General features: G+C 48.6%; 18 protein-coding genes. 3 read left to right on the forward strand and 15 right to left on the reverse strand.

Annotated elements, in window-relative coordinates; genetic code table 11:
- Positions 1 to 52: 52 nt before the first annotated feature.
- The 9 genes from ACE3K2_RS05745 to ACE3K2_RS05785 all read right to left on the reverse strand — a co-directional run bounded on the left by ACE3K2_RS05745 (position 53) and on the right by ACE3K2_RS05785 (position 14,453).
- Entirely contained in the window at positions 53 to 4,378 is a 4,326-nt protein-coding gene (locus tag ACE3K2_RS05745) for an alpha/beta hydrolase fold domain-containing protein (RefSeq protein ID WP_421887815.1), read from the reverse strand.
- Between the two features lie 191 nt (positions 4,379 to 4,569).
- Entirely contained in the window at positions 4,570 to 6,120 is a 1,551-nt protein-coding gene (locus ACE3K2_RS05750) for an extracellular solute-binding protein (RefSeq protein WP_421887819.1), read from the reverse strand.
- 140 nt (positions 6,121 to 6,260) lie between these two features.
- Complete coding sequence (locus ACE3K2_RS05755) at positions 6,261 to 8,630, reverse strand: DUF4962 domain-containing protein (RefSeq protein ID WP_421887822.1); 2,370 nt, start codon at positions 8,628 to 8,630, stop codon at positions 6,261 to 6,263.
- A 34-nt stretch (positions 8,631 to 8,664) separates the two neighbouring features.
- Positions 8,665 to 9,432, reverse strand: coding sequence for an SDR family NAD(P)-dependent oxidoreductase (locus tag ACE3K2_RS05760; RefSeq protein WP_421887825.1), 768 nt, complete (start codon positions 9,430 to 9,432; stop codon positions 8,665 to 8,667).
- A 31-nt stretch (positions 9,433 to 9,463) separates the two neighbouring features.
- Positions 9,464 to 11,302: a cache domain-containing sensor histidine kinase gene (locus tag ACE3K2_RS05765; RefSeq protein ID WP_421887828.1), complete on the reverse strand. Its 1,839-nt coding sequence runs from the start codon at positions 11,300 to 11,302 to the stop codon at positions 9,464 to 9,466.
- Complete coding sequence (locus ACE3K2_RS05770) at positions 11,299 to 12,336, reverse strand: response regulator transcription factor (RefSeq protein WP_421887831.1); 1,038 nt, start codon at positions 12,334 to 12,336, stop codon at positions 11,299 to 11,301. The genes ACE3K2_RS05765 and ACE3K2_RS05770 overlap by 4 nt, the downstream gene beginning before the upstream one ends.
- Before the next feature lie 42 nt (positions 12,337 to 12,378).
- Entirely contained in the window at positions 12,379 to 13,257 is an 879-nt protein-coding gene (locus tag ACE3K2_RS05775; RefSeq protein ID WP_036672498.1) for a carbohydrate ABC transporter permease, read from the reverse strand.
- 12 nt (positions 13,258 to 13,269) lie between these two features.
- Positions 13,270 to 14,187, reverse strand: coding sequence for an ABC transporter permease (locus tag ACE3K2_RS05780; RefSeq protein ID WP_249911862.1), 918 nt, complete (start codon positions 14,185 to 14,187; stop codon positions 13,270 to 13,272).
- Positions 14,188 to 14,243: 56 nt separating this feature from the next.
- Positions 14,244 to 14,453 (reverse strand): tautomerase family protein, encoded by a 210-nt coding sequence (locus ACE3K2_RS05785; RefSeq protein ID WP_421887834.1) that lies wholly within the window; start codon positions 14,451 to 14,453, stop codon positions 14,244 to 14,246.
- Between the two features lie 510 nt (positions 14,454 to 14,963).
- Between ACE3K2_RS05785 and ACE3K2_RS05790 the strand changes: the two genes are divergently transcribed.
- Entirely contained in the window at positions 14,964 to 16,703 is a 1,740-nt protein-coding gene (locus ACE3K2_RS05790) for a methyl-accepting chemotaxis protein (protein WP_421888373.1), read from the forward strand.
- Positions 16,704 to 16,831: 128 nt separating this feature from the next.
- On the opposite strand, the gene ACE3K2_RS05795 is transcribed toward ACE3K2_RS05790, so the two are convergent.
- Positions 16,832 to 17,194, reverse strand: a complete 363-nt coding sequence (locus tag ACE3K2_RS05795; RefSeq protein WP_421887837.1) for a hypothetical protein — start codon at positions 17,192 to 17,194, stop codon at positions 16,832 to 16,834.
- A gap of 304 nt (positions 17,195 to 17,498) precedes the next feature.
- Here ACE3K2_RS05795 and ACE3K2_RS05800 point away from each other — a divergent pair, with 304 nt between their 5' ends.
- Both ACE3K2_RS05800 and ACE3K2_RS05805 read left to right on the forward strand, forming a co-directional pair.
- On the forward strand, positions 17,499 to 18,077 hold the full coding sequence (locus tag ACE3K2_RS05800) for a TetR/AcrR family transcriptional regulator (protein ID WP_421887840.1): 579 nt from the start codon (positions 17,499 to 17,501) through the stop codon (positions 18,075 to 18,077).
- 77 nt (positions 18,078 to 18,154) lie between these two features.
- Positions 18,155 to 20,347 (forward strand): YhgE/Pip family protein, encoded by a 2,193-nt coding sequence (locus ACE3K2_RS05805; protein WP_421888375.1) that lies wholly within the window; start codon positions 18,155 to 18,157, stop codon positions 20,345 to 20,347.
- Between the two features lie 104 nt (positions 20,348 to 20,451).
- Here the strand turns inward: ACE3K2_RS05805 and ACE3K2_RS05810 are convergent, their stop codons facing one another.
- The 5 genes from ACE3K2_RS05810 to ACE3K2_RS05830 form a co-directional block, all read right to left on the reverse strand.
- Positions 20,452 to 20,829 (reverse strand): hypothetical protein, encoded by a 378-nt coding sequence (locus tag ACE3K2_RS05810; protein ID WP_421887843.1) that lies wholly within the window; start codon positions 20,827 to 20,829, stop codon positions 20,452 to 20,454.
- Positions 20,830 to 20,846: 17 nt separating this feature from the next.
- Entirely contained in the window at positions 20,847 to 21,188 is a 342-nt protein-coding gene (locus tag ACE3K2_RS05815) for a DUF4190 domain-containing protein (RefSeq protein ID WP_421887845.1), read from the reverse strand.
- A 555-nt stretch (positions 21,189 to 21,743) separates the two neighbouring features.
- Entirely contained in the window at positions 21,744 to 22,499 is a 756-nt protein-coding gene (locus tag ACE3K2_RS05820) for an amino acid ABC transporter ATP-binding protein (RefSeq protein WP_421887848.1), read from the reverse strand.
- 33 nt (positions 22,500 to 22,532) lie between these two features.
- A complete protein-coding gene (locus ACE3K2_RS05825) occupies positions 22,533 to 23,192 on the reverse strand; it encodes an amino acid ABC transporter permease (RefSeq protein WP_421887852.1) in 660 nt (219 codons plus the stop codon).
- Between the two features lie 112 nt (positions 23,193 to 23,304).
- Positions 23,305 to 24,075, reverse strand: a complete 771-nt coding sequence (locus ACE3K2_RS05830) for an amino acid ABC transporter substrate-binding protein (RefSeq protein WP_036606344.1) — start codon at positions 24,073 to 24,075, stop codon at positions 23,305 to 23,307.
- Positions 24,076 to 24,184: the final 109 nt, after the last annotated feature.

Genomic DNA, 24,184 nt, shown 5'->3' on the forward strand with positions numbered 1-24,184 from the left:
AAATAAACAAACTATAAAAAAGTAGCCCCATCAGGCTACTTGCTCTGATCTTTTATAACTCGGTAACTGTAACACCTGCTGCTTTGTAATAATTCTCATTCACGTTGTTTAAAATGTTGGCCTTCATTAGAATGCCTACTCCGGCAAAGAGACCGATTCCGTTTGTGTTCCCTTCAATAAGGTTATCTTCAATCGACACATTCTCAGGGTCCCCTTCGCCGACATTGCCTGCTCCGGCATCGCCTTTGTCACGCTCAAGCCTCACACCCCAGTAACCGCTCGCCGTATTGTTACGAATCACATTGCCGCGAATTACCGTACCTGGTCCATTCAACACTTTGATTCCAGCCGCATCTGCAATCGTGGTTGTATTCTCGATGAGATTATCCTCAATTAGAGTATCGGGGGTACCCATCGTCACCGAAATACCGATCCGGCTGTTCTTGATTGTGTTGTCATGGATGTAGTTTCCTTTGCCAGACTTGCTGTGGTTACTGGGCGCTGAACCCCCTGTATTGCCAAGCCCAATCCCTGCACCTGTCAGCACATCCGTAATGACATTGCCAGAGATTTCATTCAAATACTCCAGTTCACCATGAAGATCAATGGCATCCAGCTTGGTTCCATTAAATGTATTGCCACGTAACACGTTATTGTGAGCCACAAACTGAATCAGTGCTCCATGTCTGAGATAAGGACCCTCAAATGTACTGTCCTCCACCACATTCCATAACGTATCATTATCAAAACCAAGTCGATCGGTCTTGGCCGTTCCCTGAATTGAAATTCCGTATCCTGAACCTCCGGGGCCCAGATCGGTTGCATTGCGAAATGTGGCATGCTTCACAACGACATCGCGGCTGTGCTCAATTCGGATCGCCATTCGTTTGAACTTCTCCACAATTACGCCGTCAATTGTAATGTCATACGATGGTAACTCACCATAATTGGCGATATGAATCAGACTATCCGGCCCCCCTGCGGAGGGATTATTGGACTGATGATCCGTCGTGTAGCTGCCGGACCAGGATGAAGTGAGGGTCATGTTGGATACGAGAATGCTATGCTGAGCTGATGCCTTCAGAACGGCACTGCCCGTCACCTGATCCAGTGATGTCTTGAGCACGGTTCCTTCACGGCTCTCTCCTCTCAGATTCACCCCGGATTTGAGCATCAGGTTGGTGGTTCCATCCGGCCCGGATAACAAATTGTACACTCCGTCAGGCAAAAACACTTCATCCCCAACGTTGGCCTCGTGCATGGCAGCCTGTATAGCAGGGCGGTCATCACTCATATTGTCGGCAGGATCTGCTCCATAATCCCGTACATCAATTGTACGTCCGGTCACGGCATGTGGAGCATGGACAGCATGTGGTGTGCCATCTATTTCCGTCAGACCTGGGGAGATAAAGGGCATCGTCCCTTCAGGTGGTTGTGGCACAATGTGTGGAATCAGAGCCACAGGTGTCCCTCCTCCTTCAAAAGCGGCATACAGATGCACATCGGTCAGACTTGTGTAAATACTTGCATCTGAATTGCCACGTCCGGTGATTCGCACATAACGTGCAGATATATCCGGGATATCAAACGCCTGCATTTCGGTTGTATCCCCACTGCTTTCGCCGTTGAATACCTGGGTCCACTGCTCACCGTCAACAGACGATTCCATCTCAAAAAAGGTCTTTCGGACATCCCCTTTGTAAAAACCAATCCCCACATAACCCACTGACTGTATCTGACCCAGATCAAATGTGATCCATTGGCCCTCCCCGGCAACAGACCAGCGTGTATAGCTGTTATTGTCGAGGGTATTGGTCGCGAGGTTGCCGTCGCTGCCACTTGCCGTGACAGAAGCCACAGGCAGGGACGATACCGGAACCGCAAGGGTTGTCATTTCGGTTGATAAAGCACTGCTGATATTGCCCGCCTCGTCAATTGCTTTCACTTGAAACGTATACAATGTCCCAGCTGCAAGTTCGCTGTCATGAAATGACCGCTTACTTTGTTCTGCCAGCAGGACTCCATCCCGATAAATTCGGTAGGCAGATACAGCTGTATCATCGCTAGCCGCTGGCCATCTCAGTTCCGCAAAATCCGTACCCCAGTTGCGAACCTCAAGCTCAGCTCCCTGCTCCCATTCGGGTGACTGCGTGTCACTGCCTTCTTCGATCAAAGCAATGACTGCTAACTGTGGACGCGGATTGCTCGTTCCATTCGCTTCCTTGGTGTATACGTTCACGGAAACACCCGTTGATTCCGCATCCGCAAGCAAAAATGCAACCTGCTCCGCATCTGGACGACTCTTCACAACATCGGTTACATCCACTTCATAGACGGCTGGGCTTCCATTCCGATCTGCCGTAACCTGGAATGTGCCGAGCAGCGAACCTTCGCTCAGACTTTGGACCGGAGCATTCGACCAGGTTAACGATGATTCACTCCAGTCTGTTAGATTCAAACCGTACAGAGACAACGTGGTATCGATATTTGATGTGCCTTTCTTGGCTGCAATCCGCAATCGATACCGATCTCCTTCCGGCTCATTTCCAGACATATCAAATTTGAAGTACACATATTTCTTGGTTGAAGAAGTGGAAGAGATGCTTAGTAATCCGGTACTGGAGCCCGTGGCCTGATTGAAATTCAGGTCAGGCTTGCTGCTGTCAATCGCCGCATCGTCGCTTGGCAGCTTACTGGCGATGACCTTTTCAATCAACGGTTTTTCTTCAGCCACTTCTTCATCTTCAGGCGAAGTGTCTTCAGGATTGCTTTTGTAAATAATAGGCTCCGTAACGATCCGGTTCTTCACATGTTCATCCAGGAAGGCCCATGCCTCTGCATTCGCAGTCTCGGAAGCCGTCCCTGTGAATCCATGACCTTGACCGGGTACGACTTTCATATCCACAATGGGCACACCCGCAGATTGAAGCTGTCCCGCCAAAGTAACACTGTCGGTATAGGGAATAGTGGCGTCAGCGTCACCGTGCCGAATCCAGAACGGTGGATCATCCGGTGAAGCATAAGTGCCCGGCATGGCAAGTCTGGCCTGCTCCGGAACATCGAACGCACGATGCCCGCCAAGCAGGGCCGTGACCGAGCTATAGTTATTAGCAAATGTCGTCGTAAAATCGGCAGGTCCGTACCAGTCGGCGACCGCCTGCACTTTGTCGGAATACTCGGGCCAGCCTCCAGAGCCTTCGAGATCTGGGACCTCTGCCGTGACTCCTGTATCAAGCATGACAGGAGCACCAGCGACCAAGTCTCCCGTAGTCCCGAGTAATGCGGCCAGATGACCACCCGCGGATGATCCCCAGACGCCGATACGACTTGGGTCCAGATTGTACTGGGAAGCATGGGCCCGCAAATATCGGATAGCAAGTTTGACATCCTGAATCTGGGCAGGGAAAGGCGCCTCAGGCGTCAGCCGGTAATCGAGAGATACACCGATGTAACCGCGTTTAAGTACATAATTGCATATGGAGTTTAATGCCTGCTTTCGATCCCCGTGGTTCCATCCACCTCCATGGATATAGACCATGACTGGCATCGGTTCAGCTGTCGCTGTCTCGGGAACGGCAATGGATGAATACATCGCCCGCCCACCAGCCATGCCAATCTCCACATCCTCGTATAAAGTCACTCCTTGCGGTGGCGTAAACTCAGTATTCTCTTCTCCAGGCGGCACTGGAGATGGGGCAGGCGTTATGCCGGGAATCGCTTGACCGTAAATGGCAACATTGTCGATATACATGTTGGCCTGCATGGCATCTCCTGTCCGAAATCGAATGTTCACTGTACTGTTATTGTTCGCTTCCGAACCCAGCGTCCAGCTTTTTAGCGTATTGCCTTCCTTGTTCTTCAGGTCCGGGGTGCCCGGGGGAAGTTCAAATGTCTCCAGCGTCGTCCAGGATGTGCCACCATCCTTCGACCATTCAATAATCACACTGCCGCTTACATAGGAGGAAGCACGCGTGTAGTAGCTCAGCCGTATATTTCCGTATCCAGTCAAGTTTAGAGGCAGTGCAAGCGCATCGGTTCCGTCCATCTTGATCATATTGGGTTGGGATGGTGCGGTTGTTGAAGAAGACGTTTTGACCTTGCTCCCACCCGCACCGTCCTGACGCCACGGTGCCTTCAATGCAATTCCGCCGGTAGAGCCAAAATTGTCGGGATCATCAAAGTTTTCCGCGTAAATCTCCAGTTCTGGACCGTCGGGTTCCGGGATATTTTCTTCTTGTGCAGCATTGATAACAGAATGAGGAATATCGTCTTCCATCGCCCGGACTTTATGCACAGGAATGGCGATACCGCTAATGAGTATGAAAGATATGGCAAGAAGTACAGCCCGCTTCGTCCACGTTTTGAACAAGTCTTTCATTAGTATCCCTCCGTATTCAGCCTGACTTGCCACTCCGATGACAGAACAACCTTCTGATCACTGTTATCCTCAAATTTTTTGATTCCTCTTTTCAAAGGGGAAAATCCGGGGATAAAGGCGCGCGCTTCGCTTCTTAAGGTTATTTCTGTCCTCTCCGTTATCGTGTAAAATGTATAGTTCGACTTATATAGTTAGCGACGTGGTGCGGACACGCCCTCACCCTTCTTAAATTTCTCCGTAGCTTCCTTGATGGCCTGATCGCCACCTTTGGCTTTCCATTCCTCTACCACTTTTGGCCAATCCGAGATCGGTTCCTTACCATAAACCATCTTGATCATGTGTGTGAGCAATACCTGAGGAGGTGTATCCGAATTGGGAGCAATCTCGGGATTCTGTACAAAGGCCTCCAACCGCGGATCAAAGTTGATGCCATCCCGGCCTTCTTTGGCTAAAATCGTATCGTAAATATTCATCAGCTTCCTGCCTTCTTCTGTCAGCGATAACGAGCCTTTATTGTACGTTGTGTCCTGTACAAACCATAAGAACGACTGACGGTAACGCTCTTCATCCACGCCAGCGGAATCCGTTGGAGAGGTATACGAAATCACGCCATTATCCTCTGTATAGGTTTCTCCCTCCGTCCCGTACGTGAAAAATTTTTCCGCTTCATCGGACACCATCCAGTTAAAAAAACGGATAATGGAGGCCGGATCAGCAGCATCCTTATTGATAAAGTAGGCACGTGTCACCGGACCGTACAGATAATACCCGCCCTTTCCGTCCGGCCCAACAGGCGAAGGGATAATTTCGATTTTGGCATCGGGAACCGACGCTTTAATCTGCTTCTCCCATTGAATCAGTTCGTTGGCGTTCATGGACCACATGCCCGCCTTGCCGGAGAGAATCGTATTTTTGAATACCGTCGAATTAATGGTCGCAAACTCTTTGTTAATCAGCCCTTCTTCGTACATCGTCTTATAAACCGTCAGGGCTTGCTGCATATTCTCGTTATCCATGAACTTAGGTACAATCTGGTCGCCCTGCTGCTCCATCATGGACAGGAACTGCTGCACATCATAGGCCCCAAAGAAGGTATCCGCATATTTGAAATCCTCACGCCCCATATATGGATTCTCCACGCCAAGCTTTTTAAAGGCGCGCAGCACTTCCAATGTTTCCTCCACCGTGGTAGGCACCGGCAATCCGGTTTGATCCAGCAGGTCCTTACGAATCCAGGTTGCCCGGCGGGATGGATTGGATAAATATTCGGGAATGGCATAGATCTGACCGTCATGGGTGACCTGGTCCCAGGCTTCCTTCGGTACAGCCTTCAGCAAATCTTGCCCATACTGCTGCAACAGCTCATCCAGCGGCTGGAATACTCCGGCTTCGACCGAACCGGCCATCTCCTTGCCGTTGACGCCGCCATCACCCTGCACCACATCAGGAATATCATTGGTGGCAAACATCTGGACCATTTTCTGCTCATATTCCTTATGAGGCACAAGCACGATTTTCAGATCGGTATGGGTCAGTTCCTCCAGCTTTTTCACCCATTTATCCTGGTTGATGTCCGGCGACTTCTCCACATACGTATACGCCAGCGTTCGCAGTGACATGGAGAATCTCGTCTTGCCGTCTCCCCCATTCTCACCGGATTCCGCCCCGCTTCCAGTGCTGCATCCCGCCATGACGGTTGCCGTCAGCAATAGCGCCATGCCTGTGATCATCCACTTTTTCATGCTACCCCTCTTTTCATCCTGATTAGGTTTAGGTATCACTTATTGGTGAAGCGCTTTCATACAAATGATAAAACATCCCCACCGCCTGCAACAATGGGGATGTTTTAGATGAGATTGCGTTTTCTTTAGGTCATCACTTACTAGTACGTCTTGGATACCTCGATCTTTTTTGTTATACCGTTGTCGGTAAAATAGAGATGAATGCCGTGATCCTGGTCATCGATGAAATAAGGGACATACTTCGGCTCCTCGATCTTATAGGGAACAAGCAGCGTTACAATGGTATGACTTGTCGCAGGCCGCGTTTCCGCGCTCAGATGATAATGTCTGTCCAGCCCTTCGTACTCTGTCGGGTCCACCTCTGCGAATTGATCCGTCTGGCTGAGCGACAACTCACCAGAGGAAGCATATACAAACGTCCCCTCAAGCCCCGCCTTAGTGCCGTTCAGACGGAAGCTCTGCCCTTTCAGCTGTAACGGGTGCAGTGCATGGAACAGCCACTGAATCCTGTCCGGTTTCTCCAGATCAATGTGGTCCACAATAACGAAGTAGGCGGATTGCAGAAAATGAATATCCCGTATAACACGCTTCACATGGGGTACGGTGCTGGCATAGGCATCCGTTGCTACCGCGCGTACATAACCATCGCCATCCCGCCAATAGGCCTCTTCAATCTGTCCGGTTGCGGCCATGTTCAGCACCTTGTTGTTTTCGGCATACTGCCCTGCTCCGCCAATCAGCAGATTGTTTTTGGAGCGTGTCTGCCTGCGCCATTCCCGGTGAAAGGAACTTCCATGCGCGATATAATAGCCGGTATCCGCCGCAAGCGGCTCGCCGAATGCATGCAGGGTAAAGCTGTTCTGATCCGCATGACTGTGGCTGATGGAGCCGTAACGGCTTGACTTGAGCAGCAGCATCATATGCTCATCCGGATCATCCATCCGGTGATGCATGGCTACCCACCCCACATCACGGAACCACTTCAGCGGCTCGATGTCTACAGGCGACTCTTCCTCCACCTGCGGATAATCGTGGCGATATACCAATTCGTCAAATTTAAAGTCCCACCAGCCGTAGTTATAAAAAGCTCCCTCTGTCCCCGGATCGGATTGGCGTACACGCTCAAAATACCACTGGTACCAGCGATTGCCTGTAACCCCAGCCAGTTGGCGCACAAGATAACCTGTTTTCAGGTTTACCGGGTCACCCAGCGTAGACTGGTCTCCAAAGCTGGCGCGCCGTGCATCAGGCGGGTACACGTAGAGCGGAAAATCCCCGGTACGCTGGAAGAACGGTCGACGGAAGAAGTCGATGCCCGCATAGTTTCGCAGCAGATTCATCGCTTCGGTCACATAGGCCATGCCTGTTGTCCAGTACATCGGACCTTCCGCCCAACCCCCATCACTGCCACCCCAAGGGGAGTACAGACAGGCATAATAATCGATCGCATAATCCAGCCACGCTGCAGCTTGCTGCTCCTCATGCAACAAAGCCATACAGCACGGTACAAGCACGGAGGACAATGAACGCACCGCATGGCTGTCATAGGGCACATGATGAATCTTCGAGCGGACCATCACATGCTGGGCTACCTGTTCTGTACGACGCAGCAAACTGCGCCTTACCACTTCCTGCTCCTCACTGTTCAACTCCTCATGCAGCCAGTCATAACCCCAAGCGAGCGCAGCGGCAACCCGAAAGGCCGCCTCGTCATTATAATCGCGGGAGGTCGTTCCCTCCGGGTCCCAAGCTGCCACATGCAACAGCCAGGTTTTCGCCGCTTCAAGCAGCCGTTTGTCTCGAAGCACCCGCCCGGCGATACTCAGATGACGAATGGCATATAACACTTCCTGACAGTCAATGTACATTTGCCTCCAGAGTGCGGCGACACGTTTGTTCTCCGGGTAAGGCTGCGGTTCACGAATTGGCTCACGGTTTGCCCACGGCTCCACGGAATTGGCCATAAATGCATCCCAGCCACAATACGCGGAATCGGATGCAATACTTCTGGCAAGTGCATTCAGCCCATGCTCACCAAGCCACAGCCGTGGGTGAGACGTGTCTGTGGAGACGTATCGCTGTGCCCGGGAAGGTAGAGGTGTCTCGGGTAGTCCCACTGGTACCATAAAACGCCGTACCTCACTCCATGCTGACATTTCTTCTGGCTTCCCCTGTGCGACATGTGCTTCGGAGTCGCTCCCTTGCTGCATTGGATGATTCACAAGCAGCGCATATCGCCAATAATAATCCCCGGTTTCAAATACCCGGTCCGGCGTAAAAAAATTATACGGAATCGGCGCAAAGGTCATCGTTTCTTCTTCCTGAAAAGAAGGGCTCGCCGACACTTGCAGCAGATAGGCATTGTCATCCTCCTGCTGTGCCGCCATCCAGGTAAACCTTGGCGGATTCTCTGCCAGAACAGTATGCTCGTCAGGGGCATAGTCCACATGAAACGGCCCGCTGATGGGTTGGTACAACGATCTTTCTGTAAGCTTTCGCTTCACTTCCATCGTTTTGTCCCCTCCTTATCGCAATGTTGTAACATCAACGCATATACATGCCGCCATTGATTTCAAGCGTCTCTCCGGTAATAAAAGAACCCAGGTCAGAACAAAGGTACAACGCCGCTCCTGCGACATCATCGGGAGTACCTTCCCGTCCAAGCGGGATGCTGCTTACCGCAGAAGACCGACCTTCTGCCGAGGTAAATGTAGCATGGAACGCCGTCTGTCCGATGAAGCCTGGAGAGAGAGCATTCACCGTAATCCCGCCAGGTGCAAGCTCTTTGGCAAGCCCTTTGGTTAACGCAATGATGGCCGCCTTGGATGCTGCGTAAATAGCTGCACCCGGCCCGCCACCATTATGAGCCGCTACGGAGGTCAGATTGATAATTCGTCCGCCACCAGCCGCCTTCATGCCAGGAATGACCGCTTTGGAGACAAAGACGGTGCTCTTCAGATTGACATCCATAATTCGGCTGTACAGCTCCTCACTCATCGTTTCAATGGGGCTTCGCTCTACCAGATGTCCCGCGTTGTTAACCAACAGGTCAATTGGACCGCCAAAACAGAGTGTAATATCTTCAACCATCGCCCTGATCGCATCCGTATCTGTCACATCTGCCTGGAATGCCGCCGCTTCACCACCAGCATCCCGGATTGCGGTCACAACTTCCTCCGCCCGCTCCATATTATGCAGACCATTCACAGCAACTTTCGCCCCGCAACGAGCCAATGCTCCGGCAATAGCAGCGCCAATCCCTCCACTGGAACCTGTGACCAATGCGATTTTGTTCTGTAAATTGATATTCATGTTCTATCTTCCTCCTTGTTATTGGTCTGAATTAAATCCGCTTGCTGTGCTGGTCCGCCGGAAGCGCCATCGTAATGGTCGTTCCCATGCCTTCCTCACTCTCCATCATCAAACCGTACGTGTCTCCAAATACGAGCTGAATCCGGCGATGCACATTCATAAGTCCGATCCCTCCGCGATGATAAACATCATCAGTGTCTTCACCTGCCAGGCGGTTCAGTTCCAGACGGCGACGCAGCTTCTCCAGACGTGCCTTGCTCATCCCTGTACCATTATCCTGAATGATGACAAGAAATCGATCTTCCAGACGCCGAGCATCGATGCGTATAAAATGACCGGGTTCCATGCCCTGCGGAAACGCATGTTGCAGCACATTTTCCACCAGGGGCTGGAGGGTAAGACGAACCATTTTTTCCAACAACAGATCCGGTGCAATGATCACTTCAACTTCAAGCTCCCGATCCATGCGATGTTTCATGATGGAAAGGTAGGCCAGCACATGCTTCAGCTCATTGGCAACCGTAATTTCCTCCAGATTGGTCTGAATGGAATAACGGAGCATATGAGCCATCGATTCCACCATCTGCGTAATTTCTTCGGAATCCTGTACAACGGCATAACATTTGATCGTCTCCAGCGTGTTGTAGAGAAAATGCGGATTGATCTGCAACTGGAGCGCCTGAAATTCCGCACGGTGTCGTTCCAACGCTTCCTGTTGTAGCTCAATTTCCGACTTCTGGCGGCGCAGTTCTGACTCATATACACTCTCAATCATGTCCGACAGACGACTGACCATCAGATTATAACTGCGGATCAGCACTCCGATCTCATCACGCCGTTCCTTCATCTCCACCTTGTTCCAGATTCCCTTCTCCGTCTGTCTCATGCCGTTCATCAGCACCCGAATGGGTTCCACTTGAGATGCTCCAATCCGGTAGGCCACAACAAGTGCAGCGAGCAAGGTCCCTGCACCAACCCATAATGTGGCTGAGCGGATCGTTGCAATTGGCCTTTGAAGCTCCGACAGCGGCACGGAAGCGACAAAGCGCCAGCCCGAATAGGCAGACAGTTCCGATATAAACAGCCGTTTGGTGCCATCCGTGTCCTGTTCCAGTGATCCTGCCTCCATGTCCATAAGTCTGTCCACCGTGCTGGACGACATCACGGTCTGCGCCTGCTCGTCCCCAGGAAGGTAGATGACATTTCCGTTCTGATCCATCACATACTGGTATCCCCCTTGACCGAGATCGAGTTCTCCCCAGATGTTGTCAAGCTCCAGCACATTTACTTCCATCGCCAACACTCCATTGGGTGTATAGGAGGACATTCCCCTGATCCGGCGTGCAATCGTAATGACATTGGCACTCTGTCCACTGCGAATGCTGCGGGTAAGCAAAGTTGATTCGCCATTCGCAGGGGTTGCAGCGAGCAGCTCCTTATACTGCTGTACAGCATCGATATCGGGTATGCCCGCTGAATTCTGGTTATCATCGATGACAACCCGCCCGTTCTCCCCAATAACATACAGGAACTTGATCTGTGGATATAACATAAAGACAGGCGGGAATACGTTCCTTTTAATCTGACGGCTGTACTCGTAATAGGCATAACTATCTTCCGAATTCATATCGAGAAAGTGCTTCACACTTCCATTCGAGAGGATGGAGTAGGTCGCGCGATCATAATTTTGCAAATACAGATCAGTTTGGTATGCCGTATTACGCATCGTTTGGGCGATGTTGTCCGCCAGCTGATCGTTCATTTCAGTCGAAGCATAGGTATAGGTAAAAAAGCCGATGGCGGACAGGGACAACGTAATCACGATGGCAAAATGAAAGAACAGGCGGATTGACAGGCTGCGCTTCATCATTCAATGCCCAACTTGCTTCGGTATTCGGATGGGGTCAGTCCGGTAATCTTCTTGAATGTTTTGGTAAAATGGGGATGATCCGCATACCCCACTTCGTAGGATATATCCGTAATTCGGTTGCCCGGCTGTTCCAGCATGCGTTTGGCCAGTTCCATTTTGCTGCGTATTCGGTATTGGATAAAGGTCTGACCAGTCGTCTGTTTAAACAGTTGGCTGAAGTAAGACGGGTTCAGTCCCAACTTGGCGGCAATCTCGTCCAGTGACACTTCCTGGCGCAAATGCTGCGCCAGATAAGCCTTTGCTTCTTCTACCGGATGTTTGCGCTTGCCGCTGCGCTTTTCCTTGATTGTCTTCATCAACATCTGGATTTCGTTGCCCAGAGCCTCAAAACACTCTTTTGAGGAAGCGCTTACAATTACCTCGCTGGACGTACTCATCGTTCCGTTTCCCCGTGCATTCATTCGAGCCACGATCAATTCCAGCAATTCCTGAAAAAGCTCTGCTGTCTGCTCAGGCATCAGGGCATATGCCGGATAACGAGTTGACCATGCTGCGAGCAGCTCAGTCACATCGGATTGCCTTAGCTCCCATATCGCCTCTTCCAGACGCATGGCCCAATCATTCAGCTCCCTCACGGGGACAAGAGATACCGTAGGTTTATCCTCTTCCGAGACCAGCAATTTGAGCAGCAGCTCATGGAGCTCCTGTCGTCCCACAGGTTTGAGCAGATATCGCTTAACCCCATAATCCATACAGGCTCTTGCATATTCAAAGTCAGAATAACCGGAGACTACAATAATGCGCATCGTACTGCCTTGCTCGGATAAATGTCGGCATAGCTCAATGCCATCCATCGTTGGCATGCGAATATCCGTGAACAGGATATGTGGCCGAAAGTCCTTCACCACCTGAAGGGCTTCTTCCCCATTCGTCGCCTGTCGAATCTCACATTCAAACAGCCCTGCTTGCTCAATCATCTTTGCCAGACCCATCCGAATCATCGGCTCATCATCCGTAATCAAGATTCTGAACATCGCCATTCCCCCGTTTCCGTCAGATCTGTATGCTGCTTGTAGTTAAGATTTGACGGAGCCGACCATGATTCCTTTTACAAAATGCTTTTGCAGGAAAGGGTAAATGATAATGATTGGCAAGGTGGCGATGATGATGGTCGCCATTTTGATGCCTTCCGGCGATGTATGTGCTAGGGTGCTATAGACGGCGGAACCCGGATCAACGGAAATATCGTCACTCTCAAACAGCTTCTTGAGCGTGACCTGAATCGGCCACCAGGCCGGATCATTCAGATAATAGAGCGCCGTGGAATACGCATTCCAGTGGCCCACCGCATAGAAAATGCCAAGTGATGCCATGGCCGGTTTGGATAATGGAATAACGATACGCCAGATGATGCCAAACTCCCCACAGCCATCGATGCGGGCAGCGTCGATCAGTTCACCCGGTAGCTGTGAGAAGAACGAACGCATGACAAAAAAGTTAAAGGCGTTAATCGCTCCTGGCACAATCAGCACCAGTGGATTGTTGACCAGATGAAGCTCCTTCATCAGGATAAAGTTCGGAATGAGCGGCGCCGAGAATACAACGGTTATCAGGACAAACATGACAACAAGAGAGCGCCCCTTGTACTCTGGACGGGACACGGGATACGCGAGTGATGCCGTTGCGGCGAGATTGACCAGCGTACCCACTAACGTTACCCCAACTGATACCGCAAAGGCCCGCCAGAAGGCAGCATCGCCGAATACATATTCGTAATTGATCCAGGTAAAAGCAACAGGCCAGAAGCTGACCTTTCCGCCCATAATCGCTTCCGAGCTGCTAAGTGATTGGGCCAGCACGTTAATGAAAGGCAGAATCATCGTCAACGAGAGCAGCGTAAGAAAAACGAGATTTCCAATGCGAAATATACGGTAACGGACACTGGGGGTACGCATCTACCTCGCCTCCTAATACAGGCTTTCGCCGGTTGTTTTTTTGCTAAAAAAGTTACCGAGTAGAATAAGCATCAAGCCCACGACCGACTTGAACAACCCGATGGCTGTTGTATAGCTGTACTGCTGTGAGAGAAGCCCGGCTTTGTAGATGTACGTATCGAGAATCTCGCCCGATTCCAGATTAAGCGGATTCAGAAATACAAACACACGCTCAAAGCCCAGATCGAGGAACTTCCCAATGTGCAGCAGCAACAGAATCATAATCGTTGGCAGCAAGGATGGCAGGGTAATCGACCATATCTGCTTCAAACGTCCAGCTCCATCCACCTCTGCCGCCTCATACAGATCGGGATTGATGCCGGCAATGGCAGCCAGGAAAATAATCGTGCCGTACCCCGAGTCGCGCCAGATCCCGGAACCAATCAGAATGGAACGAATGTACGAGTCTTCTCCAAGGAAGTAGACCGGCTGCATCCCCAGAAATTCAAGCGCCTTGTTCACCACCCCGGCGTCCATCGAAAAAATACCCATGAAGATGCCGCTAATGACGACCCAGGACAAAAAGTGAGGCATGTATACAATCGTTTGCAGCATACGCTTGAACATAATCATCCGCACTTCATTGAGCAGAATTGCCAGCACAATCGGTACTGGAAATGCAATCACAAGATCATATAATCCAAGCAGAAGTGTGTTATTGAGAATTCTTAAAAAATCATAATGGCTGAACATCTTCTGGAAGTGCTCCAGACCTACCCAATCACTTCCGGTGATGCCCTTGAAAATGTTGTAGTTCTGAAAGGCAATGACTGAACCGAATAAAGGTACATATTTGAAGAGGAAAAAATACAGAATACCCGGTACCGAGAGCAGATATAGTATCCGGTATCGCCACAGATAACGTCCCGCATCTCCGAGCCGAGCGCCCAGACCAGACGAGTGAAGCCCGGTCGCATTCCGGCTTGGTGGCACGATATCTACCGGCTTCACGTCTTCTCCCCTCCCTGCTTCTGTGATTGCATGGCTCTCAAATTATCAGGAACGTTCTCGTCCCACGGGATTTCATTGAATTTGATGGAAATGTAATCCGGCTCACGGTCGATAATACGCGAGAGCTCGCGTGTGAACACCTCCACTATCTCCTGCTTTTGCTCATCCGTCCTTCCTTCATACAGCCTGATCGTAATTTCTGGCATCCGATTTAAGCTCCCTTCATTACGGTGATATAAACGCTTTAACAACTTCATCTTAACGTTCCTGCGGAAGGGCAACAATGGACTGTCTTTTCGTTCACTTGTGTTTTCTTTAGGTCATGACAAGCAAGCCCAAAAAGCTCAGGACCTTGCATTAACAAACGAAACAATAAAGTTCGAAAACGAATAACAAGCCTACAGAACCAGTACCTTAGAACCATTTTTTCTCTAAAAGCTAATATTAATATGACTATATAACGATATATTCTACGAAGTAACTTACCTGGGGGTCCTATAAGTGAGTAGAACTGGAAACAATGCAAGAAACACACTGAAGCATGAGAGAACGTCCCGTAACCACAGCAAAAATCAGAATGATAGAAGTTGCACGATCACAACTTCCCACTAAATATTCGTTAGATTACATAGCGTATAGATCCCATCCAGGTATAGTGCATTTTCATATTTGTAGAAGGAGTGAACAATTTGTTAACTAAGCTTCGCTGGAGTACCATGCCTTTCTTTATCAAAAATTTGGTGATCTCGTTTGGTAGCATCACCTTGATTGGTATTATCTTGATTACTGCCGCGTATCAATTACAAAAAAACATCCTGGTTGAACAGTTGCACGACCAGGCTACCGTCATCACCCAGAAATGGTACGACGATCTCGACACGGCCAAAGTGGCAGAAGCAGCTAAGGAAAAAAGCTACTCCGGTCCTGTACAAAAGGAAATGAAAACGTATCTCGATTCCATCCATGAGTTCTATCCAAACATCGCGCAAGCGTACATTTTTGGTTCAGAACTTGAGCAAGGCAACGGAACGTCCATCATCGCGATTCCAACAAACCTGTTGGCACCATTCGAGGAAAGCAATCTGCCCGCAGGTGCCATGTACCCGCTGCCTCAGAATAACGTCGTAGTGCTGGAACAGATGAAAAAGGACGGAAAGCCTGCCTTCAGTGATTTCTACACGGATGAGTACGGAACTTGGACCACCCTGATCTACCCTATTAATAACGCAGATGGCTCCATGTACGCTGCTCTTTACTTCGATGTTGATGCAAGTGCGGTTCCAAAAGGACTGAACGAACTACTCACGTACGGTTTGATGTTCCTGATTGGTTTCCTGATCCTGTTCATGGTGTTGCAATTCATTTTGCTGAAGAGAACGTTGCTTCCAATCCGCAACCTGATGAAAGGGATCGAAGAAGTCAGCACAGGTAATCTGGACGTAACCATCGATACCGGGCGAGATGATCTGGGTATCATCAACGAGAAGTTCAATGCGATGATCCATCGATTCAATACAACCATCTATAAAGTACAGAATACTTCGCATCACCTCTCGGAATCTTCCAAACAACTACTGGGCATTTCCGAGAAAAATAATGTAAATATTCAATCGATCAGCAGCAATATCCGGGAGATATCCACTGGACTGGTATCACAGGACAAAGCCACTGTAGAGAATGCACGTGCCATGACAGAGATGTCAACGGTAGTGCAGACCATCGCCAGCAGTTCAGCCGATGTGGCAGATGAAGCACTCAGCATGGAGCAGCGCTCCAGCACGGGTAATGTGGTGATGCAACAAGTCATTGAGCAGATGCGTCTGATCTCGGGTGCGGTGCAAAATACGTCAAAATCGATTCAGTCGTTGGAAAACAACTCAAACCAGATTAGCAACATTGTTAATCTGATCACGGAGATTGCCGGACAAACCAACTTGCTGGCACTCAACGCTTCGATCGAGGCGGCCCGCGCAGGCGAAGAAGGAAGAGGTTTTGCTGTCGTTGCAGGCGAGGTACGTAACCTGGCAGAGCAATCGCAGGAATCAGCGAAGCAAATACGACAGCTAATTGAAGAAATTCAGCGGGATATCATGGAGTCTTCCGAGGCGATGCAGCTGGGTTCCAAGGAAGTCACCAGAGGCTTGGAAGTTACCCAAGAGACTGGCGTATTTTTTGAGAATATTCTGACTGCTACGAATAAAGTTGCAAACCAGATTCAGGATATCTCCAGTTCTACCGAAGAGATCTCGGCAAGCACTCAAGAAATGTCTGCCACGGCTGATGAACTGTCTGCCAGTGTCAGCAAGGCAGCCAATAGCAGTAAACAGATTGAGCAGTCCATTGATGAGCAGGAAGCCTCCATGGCAGCCATTGTGAGTGCCTCCGATGAGCTCTCCGTTGTATCCGAGCAACTTCAAGAACTGATCTCATTCTTTAAAGTACGCGCAGAGAATTAATAGGATACAGCGAACAAGAATACGACACAGTAAAAAACCAAGGCTCATGAGTGACTACACTCAAAGCCTTGGTTTTTTTGTTGTTACTGAGGTATGTTCTATACCTTCCCCGTATCATGTTGGACCCCCTAAGAGAAAGCATATCTAAACAGTCCATAGTATAGAGGTCCGATCACGACAACTAATGTTATCAACATCCAAACTATCCTCGTCATCATCGGTAATCCATCCAAAATCTCTTCCCCTTCGTTATCCTTTAAAAGCATCGCGAATAATACATCCCATAACAGAGCAGGAACAGTAATAATTCTCCACCAGGAAGGATTTAAAATAGCTGTTTCCGTAACATATCCTAGCAACCCTATCCATGTAATGACGGATACGACAAAATCTATCTTGCTAAGGTTAGACTTATACTTCCCTTTAATAAGGTACGAGAGTGAAGCTGTGCCCAGCAACCCAAGATAGACCGTCCATAAAACGTGTTCCATATATACTCCTCATTCATTGCTCAATTTTATAACTCACAGTTTCATCACTATCCCTTAGCTATTATAGCGATTCACCTCTAGAACAGATATATTCGAAACTTTCCATATAATAGAAACATCTCACTCCCTACCTCCCTCTAGTCAGTTTTTTTCATTTCTCAGCCCACATTATGACAATCCTCACATCCACTTTCCCTGTTCAAGTGATACAGTTATCAACGACCAAATGACCGAAATAGTAAAACGGTCAAAAAAAATCTACCATACCCATTATCCTTTCAACCTACAAGGAGGTGTATATGCCATGAAAACGATAGATCGAAGGCAGCAGGTAATGGATTCTGCCGAGAAATCCTTTGCCCTGTTTGGCTACAAGGCCACAACAATGGAGCAGGTGGCGCGACTTGCCAATGTGGGCAAGGGAACGATCTATACTTTTTTCGAAAATAAAGAAGAGCTGTTCAGCGAGATTCTGCGCTCGATCATTGCGGATATGAGACAGATTACAGAGCAGACGGTGAAGGAAGAGAACTCCTTTCTGGATAACGTGCATATGAGCATGGATTCTTTGCTGGAGTACCGGGAGGAACATGAGCTGTTAATCAAGCTCTTTCAGGAGGTCAACGAGTTCGGTACACCGCAAGCCAAGGAAGGTTTGCAGACAGTGGAGACAGCCATTCTCGAATACCTGGAGCGTCAGGTCAGCCGTGCCATGGAGTTGGAGCAGATTCGCAGGGACGATCCCAAACTGGTTTCTTTTGTCCTGCTGAAGCTGTATGTCACCTTAACCTCGGATTGGAACAAAGCACATCCTACGCTGCATAAGGATCAGATCAAGGATTTTGTGGGCCTCTTTCTCAAGAATGGCTTATCCCCCACCTAGAGAAAGGCACGCCGCTAAATTAAACACATAATAGAGATAGAACAAACGGATGAGCGTAAGGATAGGGAGAGAACATGATGAAATCATTACATGTATTTGGGCAGGACTTGAAGTCCGCCTTCAAGAAACCAAAAGTATTTATTCCGATTCTCGTTGTACTGTTCATTCCGGTGCTGTATAGTGGCCTGTTCCTGAACGCATTCTGGGACCCCTATGGCAAAATGAATGAATTACCTGTAGCCGTGGTCAACACGGATCAGGGTGCAGTCTACAACGATAAATCACTGGAGGTCGGTCAGAATCTGGTCGATGAATTGAAAAAAAGTGATGATTTCGACTGGCAATTCGTGACTCGTGAACAAGCAGAACAAGGTATGCAAGACAACACGTATTATATGACCATTGTGATTCCGGAGGATTTTTCAGCAAAAGCCACCACTCTGATGGATGAGCACCCGGAGCCGGCAGACCTAATCTATGAACCCAATGAAGGATACAACTTCCTTGCGGGTCAGATTGGCGGGACGGCGGTCAAACAAATTCGCTCCAAAGTCGCTGCCAAAGTCACTGAATCGTATACCGAAACGTTATTGGATCAGGTCGAAAAAATCTCTGGCGGTTTGGCGGATGCCGGGGATGGCGCAGGTCAGATTCATGATGGTGCGATCAAGCTGGATGAGGGTGCGGCTACATTAAAAGAGAACCTGTCCAAACTGGCCGCTGGCACCGACAAGCTGGAAACAGGCGTTGTTCCGTTAAAAGAAGGTACATCTACTCTCGCTCAAGGTATCAGTGATCTTCATACAGGTGCGAGTGCCCTATCCAATGGGCTGTCCCAACTGGCAGCAGCAGGTTCGAAACTGAGTGATGGAGCAACCCAGGCTGAAACTGGCGGCAAACAGCTACAGGCTGGCATTCAATCTGCTCAAGAAGGCGCAGCCAGGCTGGATGCAGGACTGGCGGCTTCCGAGGAAGGCAGTGCAAAGCTGACTGCCGGGCTGCAAAGTTCTGTTGAAGGCAGTGGCAAAGTCAGCGAAGGGGCCAAAGCGGTTGCCCAAGGTCTTGCGCAATTAGCTGAAGCCAGTCCGGAACTGGCCGCAAGTCCTGCTGTCCAGCAGCTCCTGGCAGCCAGTCAAGCCGTAGCCGCTGGCAGCGAACAAGTGTATCAGGGTGGACAGCAGTTGGTCGCAGGCAGCCAAAACCTGTATGCTGCACAACAGCAACTGCATCAAGGCAGCAGTCAGTTGGTACAGGGTGAACAACAACTGGTACAAGGAGCTACACAGTTATCCGCCGGACAAGAAAAGCTTGCAACGGGCCTACAGCAATTCAATTCAAAATTATCCGAGGCAGCCGCTGGTGGAGCCAAACTTGCGGATGGTTCAGGTCAATTGAATGCTGGTGCAGGCAAATTGGTTGCAGGTGTAAGCCAGCTTACAGACGGAATCTCAACCCTTGCAGATGGTTCACATAAGCTCGATGACGGCGCCGGTCAGTTAAAAGAAGGTACGCTTAAGCTGACGGACGGCTCTGGCGAACTTGCCACCAAGCTGAATGAAGCGGCTGAGCAGACGGGTAGTGTGAAAAAGACCGATGAATTGGTAACGATGTATGCGGAGCCGGTTCAGGTGGATGAGCATAAATATAATGAGGTACCCAACTACGGTACAGGATTCTCGCCTTACTTCCTGTCCCTCGGGCTGTTTGTCGGGGCATTGATTGCCACATTGGTAGTTCCAACACGAGGCAGCACGGTTAGCGAGGCAAGTGGCTGGAATCGTTTTGTGAGTAAAACGCTGGCTTTCACGCTCATGAGTGCTGTGCAGTCGCTGCTTGCTTCATGGCTGGTCTTGTACGGTCTGGGTCTGGAAGTACAGAGTGTTCCATTGTTCCTCTTGTTCAGCTTTGTGACCAGTCTAAGCTTCATGTACATCATTCAGGCACTGGTAACTTGGTTGGAGAACCCGGGACGATTCCTTGCGATTCTCATGCTGATCTTCCAGCTTACTACCAGCGCGGGCACCTTCCCGCTCGAACTCATTCCTAATTGGCTGAAAGTTTTCAACCCATGGTTGCCTATGACCTATTCTGTAACAGGTTATAAAGCAGTCATCTCAAGTGGACAGTTGGGTGTTGCTTGGGATCAGATCGGCATTCTGTGCATATTCGCCGTGATTGGTCTGGGAGGAACTTTAACGTATTTCCTGATGCCTCGCACTCGCACCACAGAGAACGAAAACATCAGCAGTGAAGTCGCACTTCACGCGTAGTACGAAAAAATAGGCAAGGCATATCCCCCTGTCCCGACTCGCTGGATCGCAAGTCTGGGCTAAAAGGATATGCCTTTGTCTTTTTGTTAGTTTCGATATTCAGTTTAGCCAAGATCCTTCACAATGTGTTGGTTCAGAAAACTCAGAAAATCACCTTGCATGGAGCCAAGGGTAAGCATTTTCTTGATCATGCTAAATCGCCAATGGGTACCATTGAGCTGGAATGACCATATAGTGGAAAGCCCCATTCCAGATTTTAATTTTTGATTTTTCAGATCCTCCAAAGCAAAATCAACCATTTCTACAACTTTCGAGGAAAATACATTGAGAAAGAGAACTCTTAATCTGTCTTTATTGATTAGTAAAATCGCTTTGCTCGTCGGTGATGAAATCGTCTGTGAAATGGCGTAACAGGCCAGCATATCAGGTTCTCTATATGGTTCAGTTAACCGGTCTATAGATTTTCTAGTGATTAATAGCATCGATAGTATTCCTTTTCCTAGTATGTAGAGTACATATCAGAACTCGAGACAGCGAAAGTAAATAATAGCACGATCGTAATCAGTAATACATATAACGCTACACTGATTATTCCACAGACAAGGCCAGCAATGGCTAAGCCTCTGCCCTGTTCCATGCGGTTCTTCACTTCTTTGAGTGATATAGAGGCAATGATGATGGCAACAATACCAATCAATAATCCCACATATGGAATCACGATGGACAATATGCCCAAAACAAGTGCTGCAATCGATTTGCTATTCGTTTTTGGTATTACATAAGGTGGTGGTGGAAGTGTGTCGTTATAATAACGATTCACATCATTTTCACGATGTTCCATGGTAAATCCTCCCTGTTTATTAAGTATGTTCATTATAATGTTTTAGAGGGAATGAGTGTACCATATTTTGTAAATAGCGAATTGTTATTAATTTTATTTTATCCATCCTCTGAACACATAATTGAAGCGTAAGCTTACACATTGTACTTCTAGAATATGAAGTTTAGAACCCGTTTTTCACTCTGATGATCCAAACAAATAATTTCTCTAACATACAGATATTATTATGGAAGTACTTTTCTGGATTACATTGGGGGATCACTCGGATGAAAATCGATAAAGTCATGAATATACTTATGATTTTGATGCTTCTTCTTATTGCTCTTTATCGAAATAATGTAGCTGTTTTATGCTTTAGCATTGCTTTGTTTGGAATCATGAGTTATACGACTTTTAGAATTCGAACCCATTGGAATGTAGTGACTTATATCGTGTTGACCATGGTATTAATTATCTGGAATATATACCTGTGGACATAAGCTATTAAAAAAAGAACGCAATCCCTCATTACTCATAGGATTGCGTTCTTTCCACATTTCTTAGATGCAATGTCTTCTATCCTTCCACTTCCACCCGCTGCAAAAAGGTACGGGTACGTGCAAGCTTTGGATTGCCGAAGATCTGTTCTGGCGGTCCCGCCTCTGCGATCTCCCCGTTATCCATGAAGAACACACGATCCGCAACGTCACGGGCGAAGCCCATCTCATGTGTGACAATCATCATCGTCATATTTTCCTGCGCAAGTTGTTTGATAACACGCAGTACTTCTCCCGTCAGTTCGGGATCGAGCGCCGACGTCGGCTCATCGAACAGGAGAATGTCTGGTTGCATCATCAGTGCACGAGCGATGGCAACACGCTGTTTCTGTCCACCGGACAGATTGGCTGGATAGACATCGGCCTTGTCCGACAGCCCTACTTTGCCGAGTAATTCCAGACTACGATATCGAATGACATTTGAGCTTTCTTTTTTCAAAGTCTTCGGTGCAAGTTCCAGATTATCCTGTACGGTCAGATGCGGGAACAAGTTGAAATGCTGGAATACCATACCCATACGATCCGTCATCTTGCGAATATCTGCGGCACCCGCGTAACGGCCATTATCAACCAACGTCTGATCCTGAATGCGAATCGTTCCGCCCGAAATATCCTCCAGATGGATCAGGCTGCGCAGCATCGTACTTTTCCCCGATCCCGAAGGACCGATCACCGCAATCACTTCGCCTGGTTCCACGTTGAAGGATACCTGCTTCAGCACATCAAGGGTACCGAAAGATTTTCTCAACTCTTTTACTTCTATTATATGTTTCATATGCAGACAGTCCTTTGATTGATCAGATTTAATTTATTCAAATGAAAACCGCTTCTCCAGTGCCTTGAACAACAACGTAAGTACGAGTGTCATGAGCAGATACATCACCGCTGCCACGAAGAAAGGGATCAACTGCAAGTCCCGATTTACCGCCGCTTGGGCGTAATACAACAGCTCAGGTACAGCTACAGCGTAGAGAAGTGCCGTATCCTTGATGAGCGTAATGGACTCATTGGCCGTTGCGGGCAGTACCACACGAATCATCTGAGGAATGATGACTTTGGTCATCGTCTGCCACTTCGTTAATCCAAGTACCTTCGCTGCCTCATGTTGCCCTTTATCAATGGAAAGCAGACCGCCCCTGAAGATTTCAGCGAAGTACGCCGCATAGTTGAGGATGAACGCAATCCCCGCTGCAACAAAGCGATCAAACACCAAATACTCTCCAATCACAGGAAGCAACGGTAAACCGAAGCAGAAAAATAGAATTTGGAGCAGCAGTGGTGTTCCTCGCATCACATATACATACGTATGGGCAATCCATGCCAGTGGTTTAATTTGGCTTCTCATCGCCAGCGTGACCGCGAATCCAAGCGGTACAGATAACACGATCGCGAGCAAGAACATGAAAATGGTGGTCTGCGCACCCTCTAGCATCGGTTTTAAAATGGTCGATATATAATCCCAACTCATTATTTTGTCTCCTCTAATCTGTTAACCCCGCATTCCTCCGAAGCATAAATCGCTCCAGCATGGAATACGGGGTCCGTTTTGTTTCTAACTATATATCAGGTGTGTAACCTGTCTATTTCAGAACCTTATCTTCACCCAACCATTGGGTAGAGATTTTAGCGGCTGTTCCGTCTGCATTCAACTCATCCAGCGCTTTTTGCAACTGATTCAAGAGCTCTTCATTTCCCTTTTTGATACCAATGCCATATTGTTCCGGTGCAAGAGATTCATCCATCAGTTTGAATGTTCCCTCTTCCTTGGACATGTAGTATCTCGCTACCACTTCATCAATGATGACCGCATCCAGACGTTTCGTCTTCAGATCGGTAAGAGCAAGGACGTTATCCTTGAACTCGGAAGCTTTTACTTTATCCTTGAGAGGACTTGCTGCCAGTGCATCTGCCGCTGAGGATAGCGCCTGCAATCCCACATTTTTGCCATCCAGTTCATCCAGCTTCGTAATTGGTGAGTCTGCCAAGGTAATAGCTACTTGGCTGTTTTCCAGATACGGCTTCGTGAAGAGCACTTTTTCTTTGCGCTCATCCGTAATGGTGTACCCGTTCCAGATCATGTCGATCCGGCCACTATTCAGCTCTGACTCTTTGGAAGACCAGTCGATTGGCTGGAATGTGATTTCTTTACCCATTTTCTCCGCTGCAGCTCTTGCGTAATCAATATCAAAACCAACAATTTCATTCTGCTCGTCCCGGAAACCCATTGGAGCAAACTTATCGTCAATGCCTACAACAATCGTGTTATCGTCTTTGCTTGCAGAACTGGAACAACCAGCCACAATCAATACACATATACTAATGAATAATAGTAGAATCGCTTTTTTTCTCATCTCTTGAACCCCTCCATGTCTATAACCAAAACCCAAACGCTTTAGTTCGTTACCACGTTATCAGAGATTTATAATAACATAGCATGGAAGAAGAGTCGAGTATGTTGCC

Source organism: Paenibacillus sp., from assembly GCF_048976745.1.
Taxonomy (GTDB): Bacteria; Bacillota; Bacilli; order Paenibacillales; family Paenibacillaceae; genus Paenibacillus.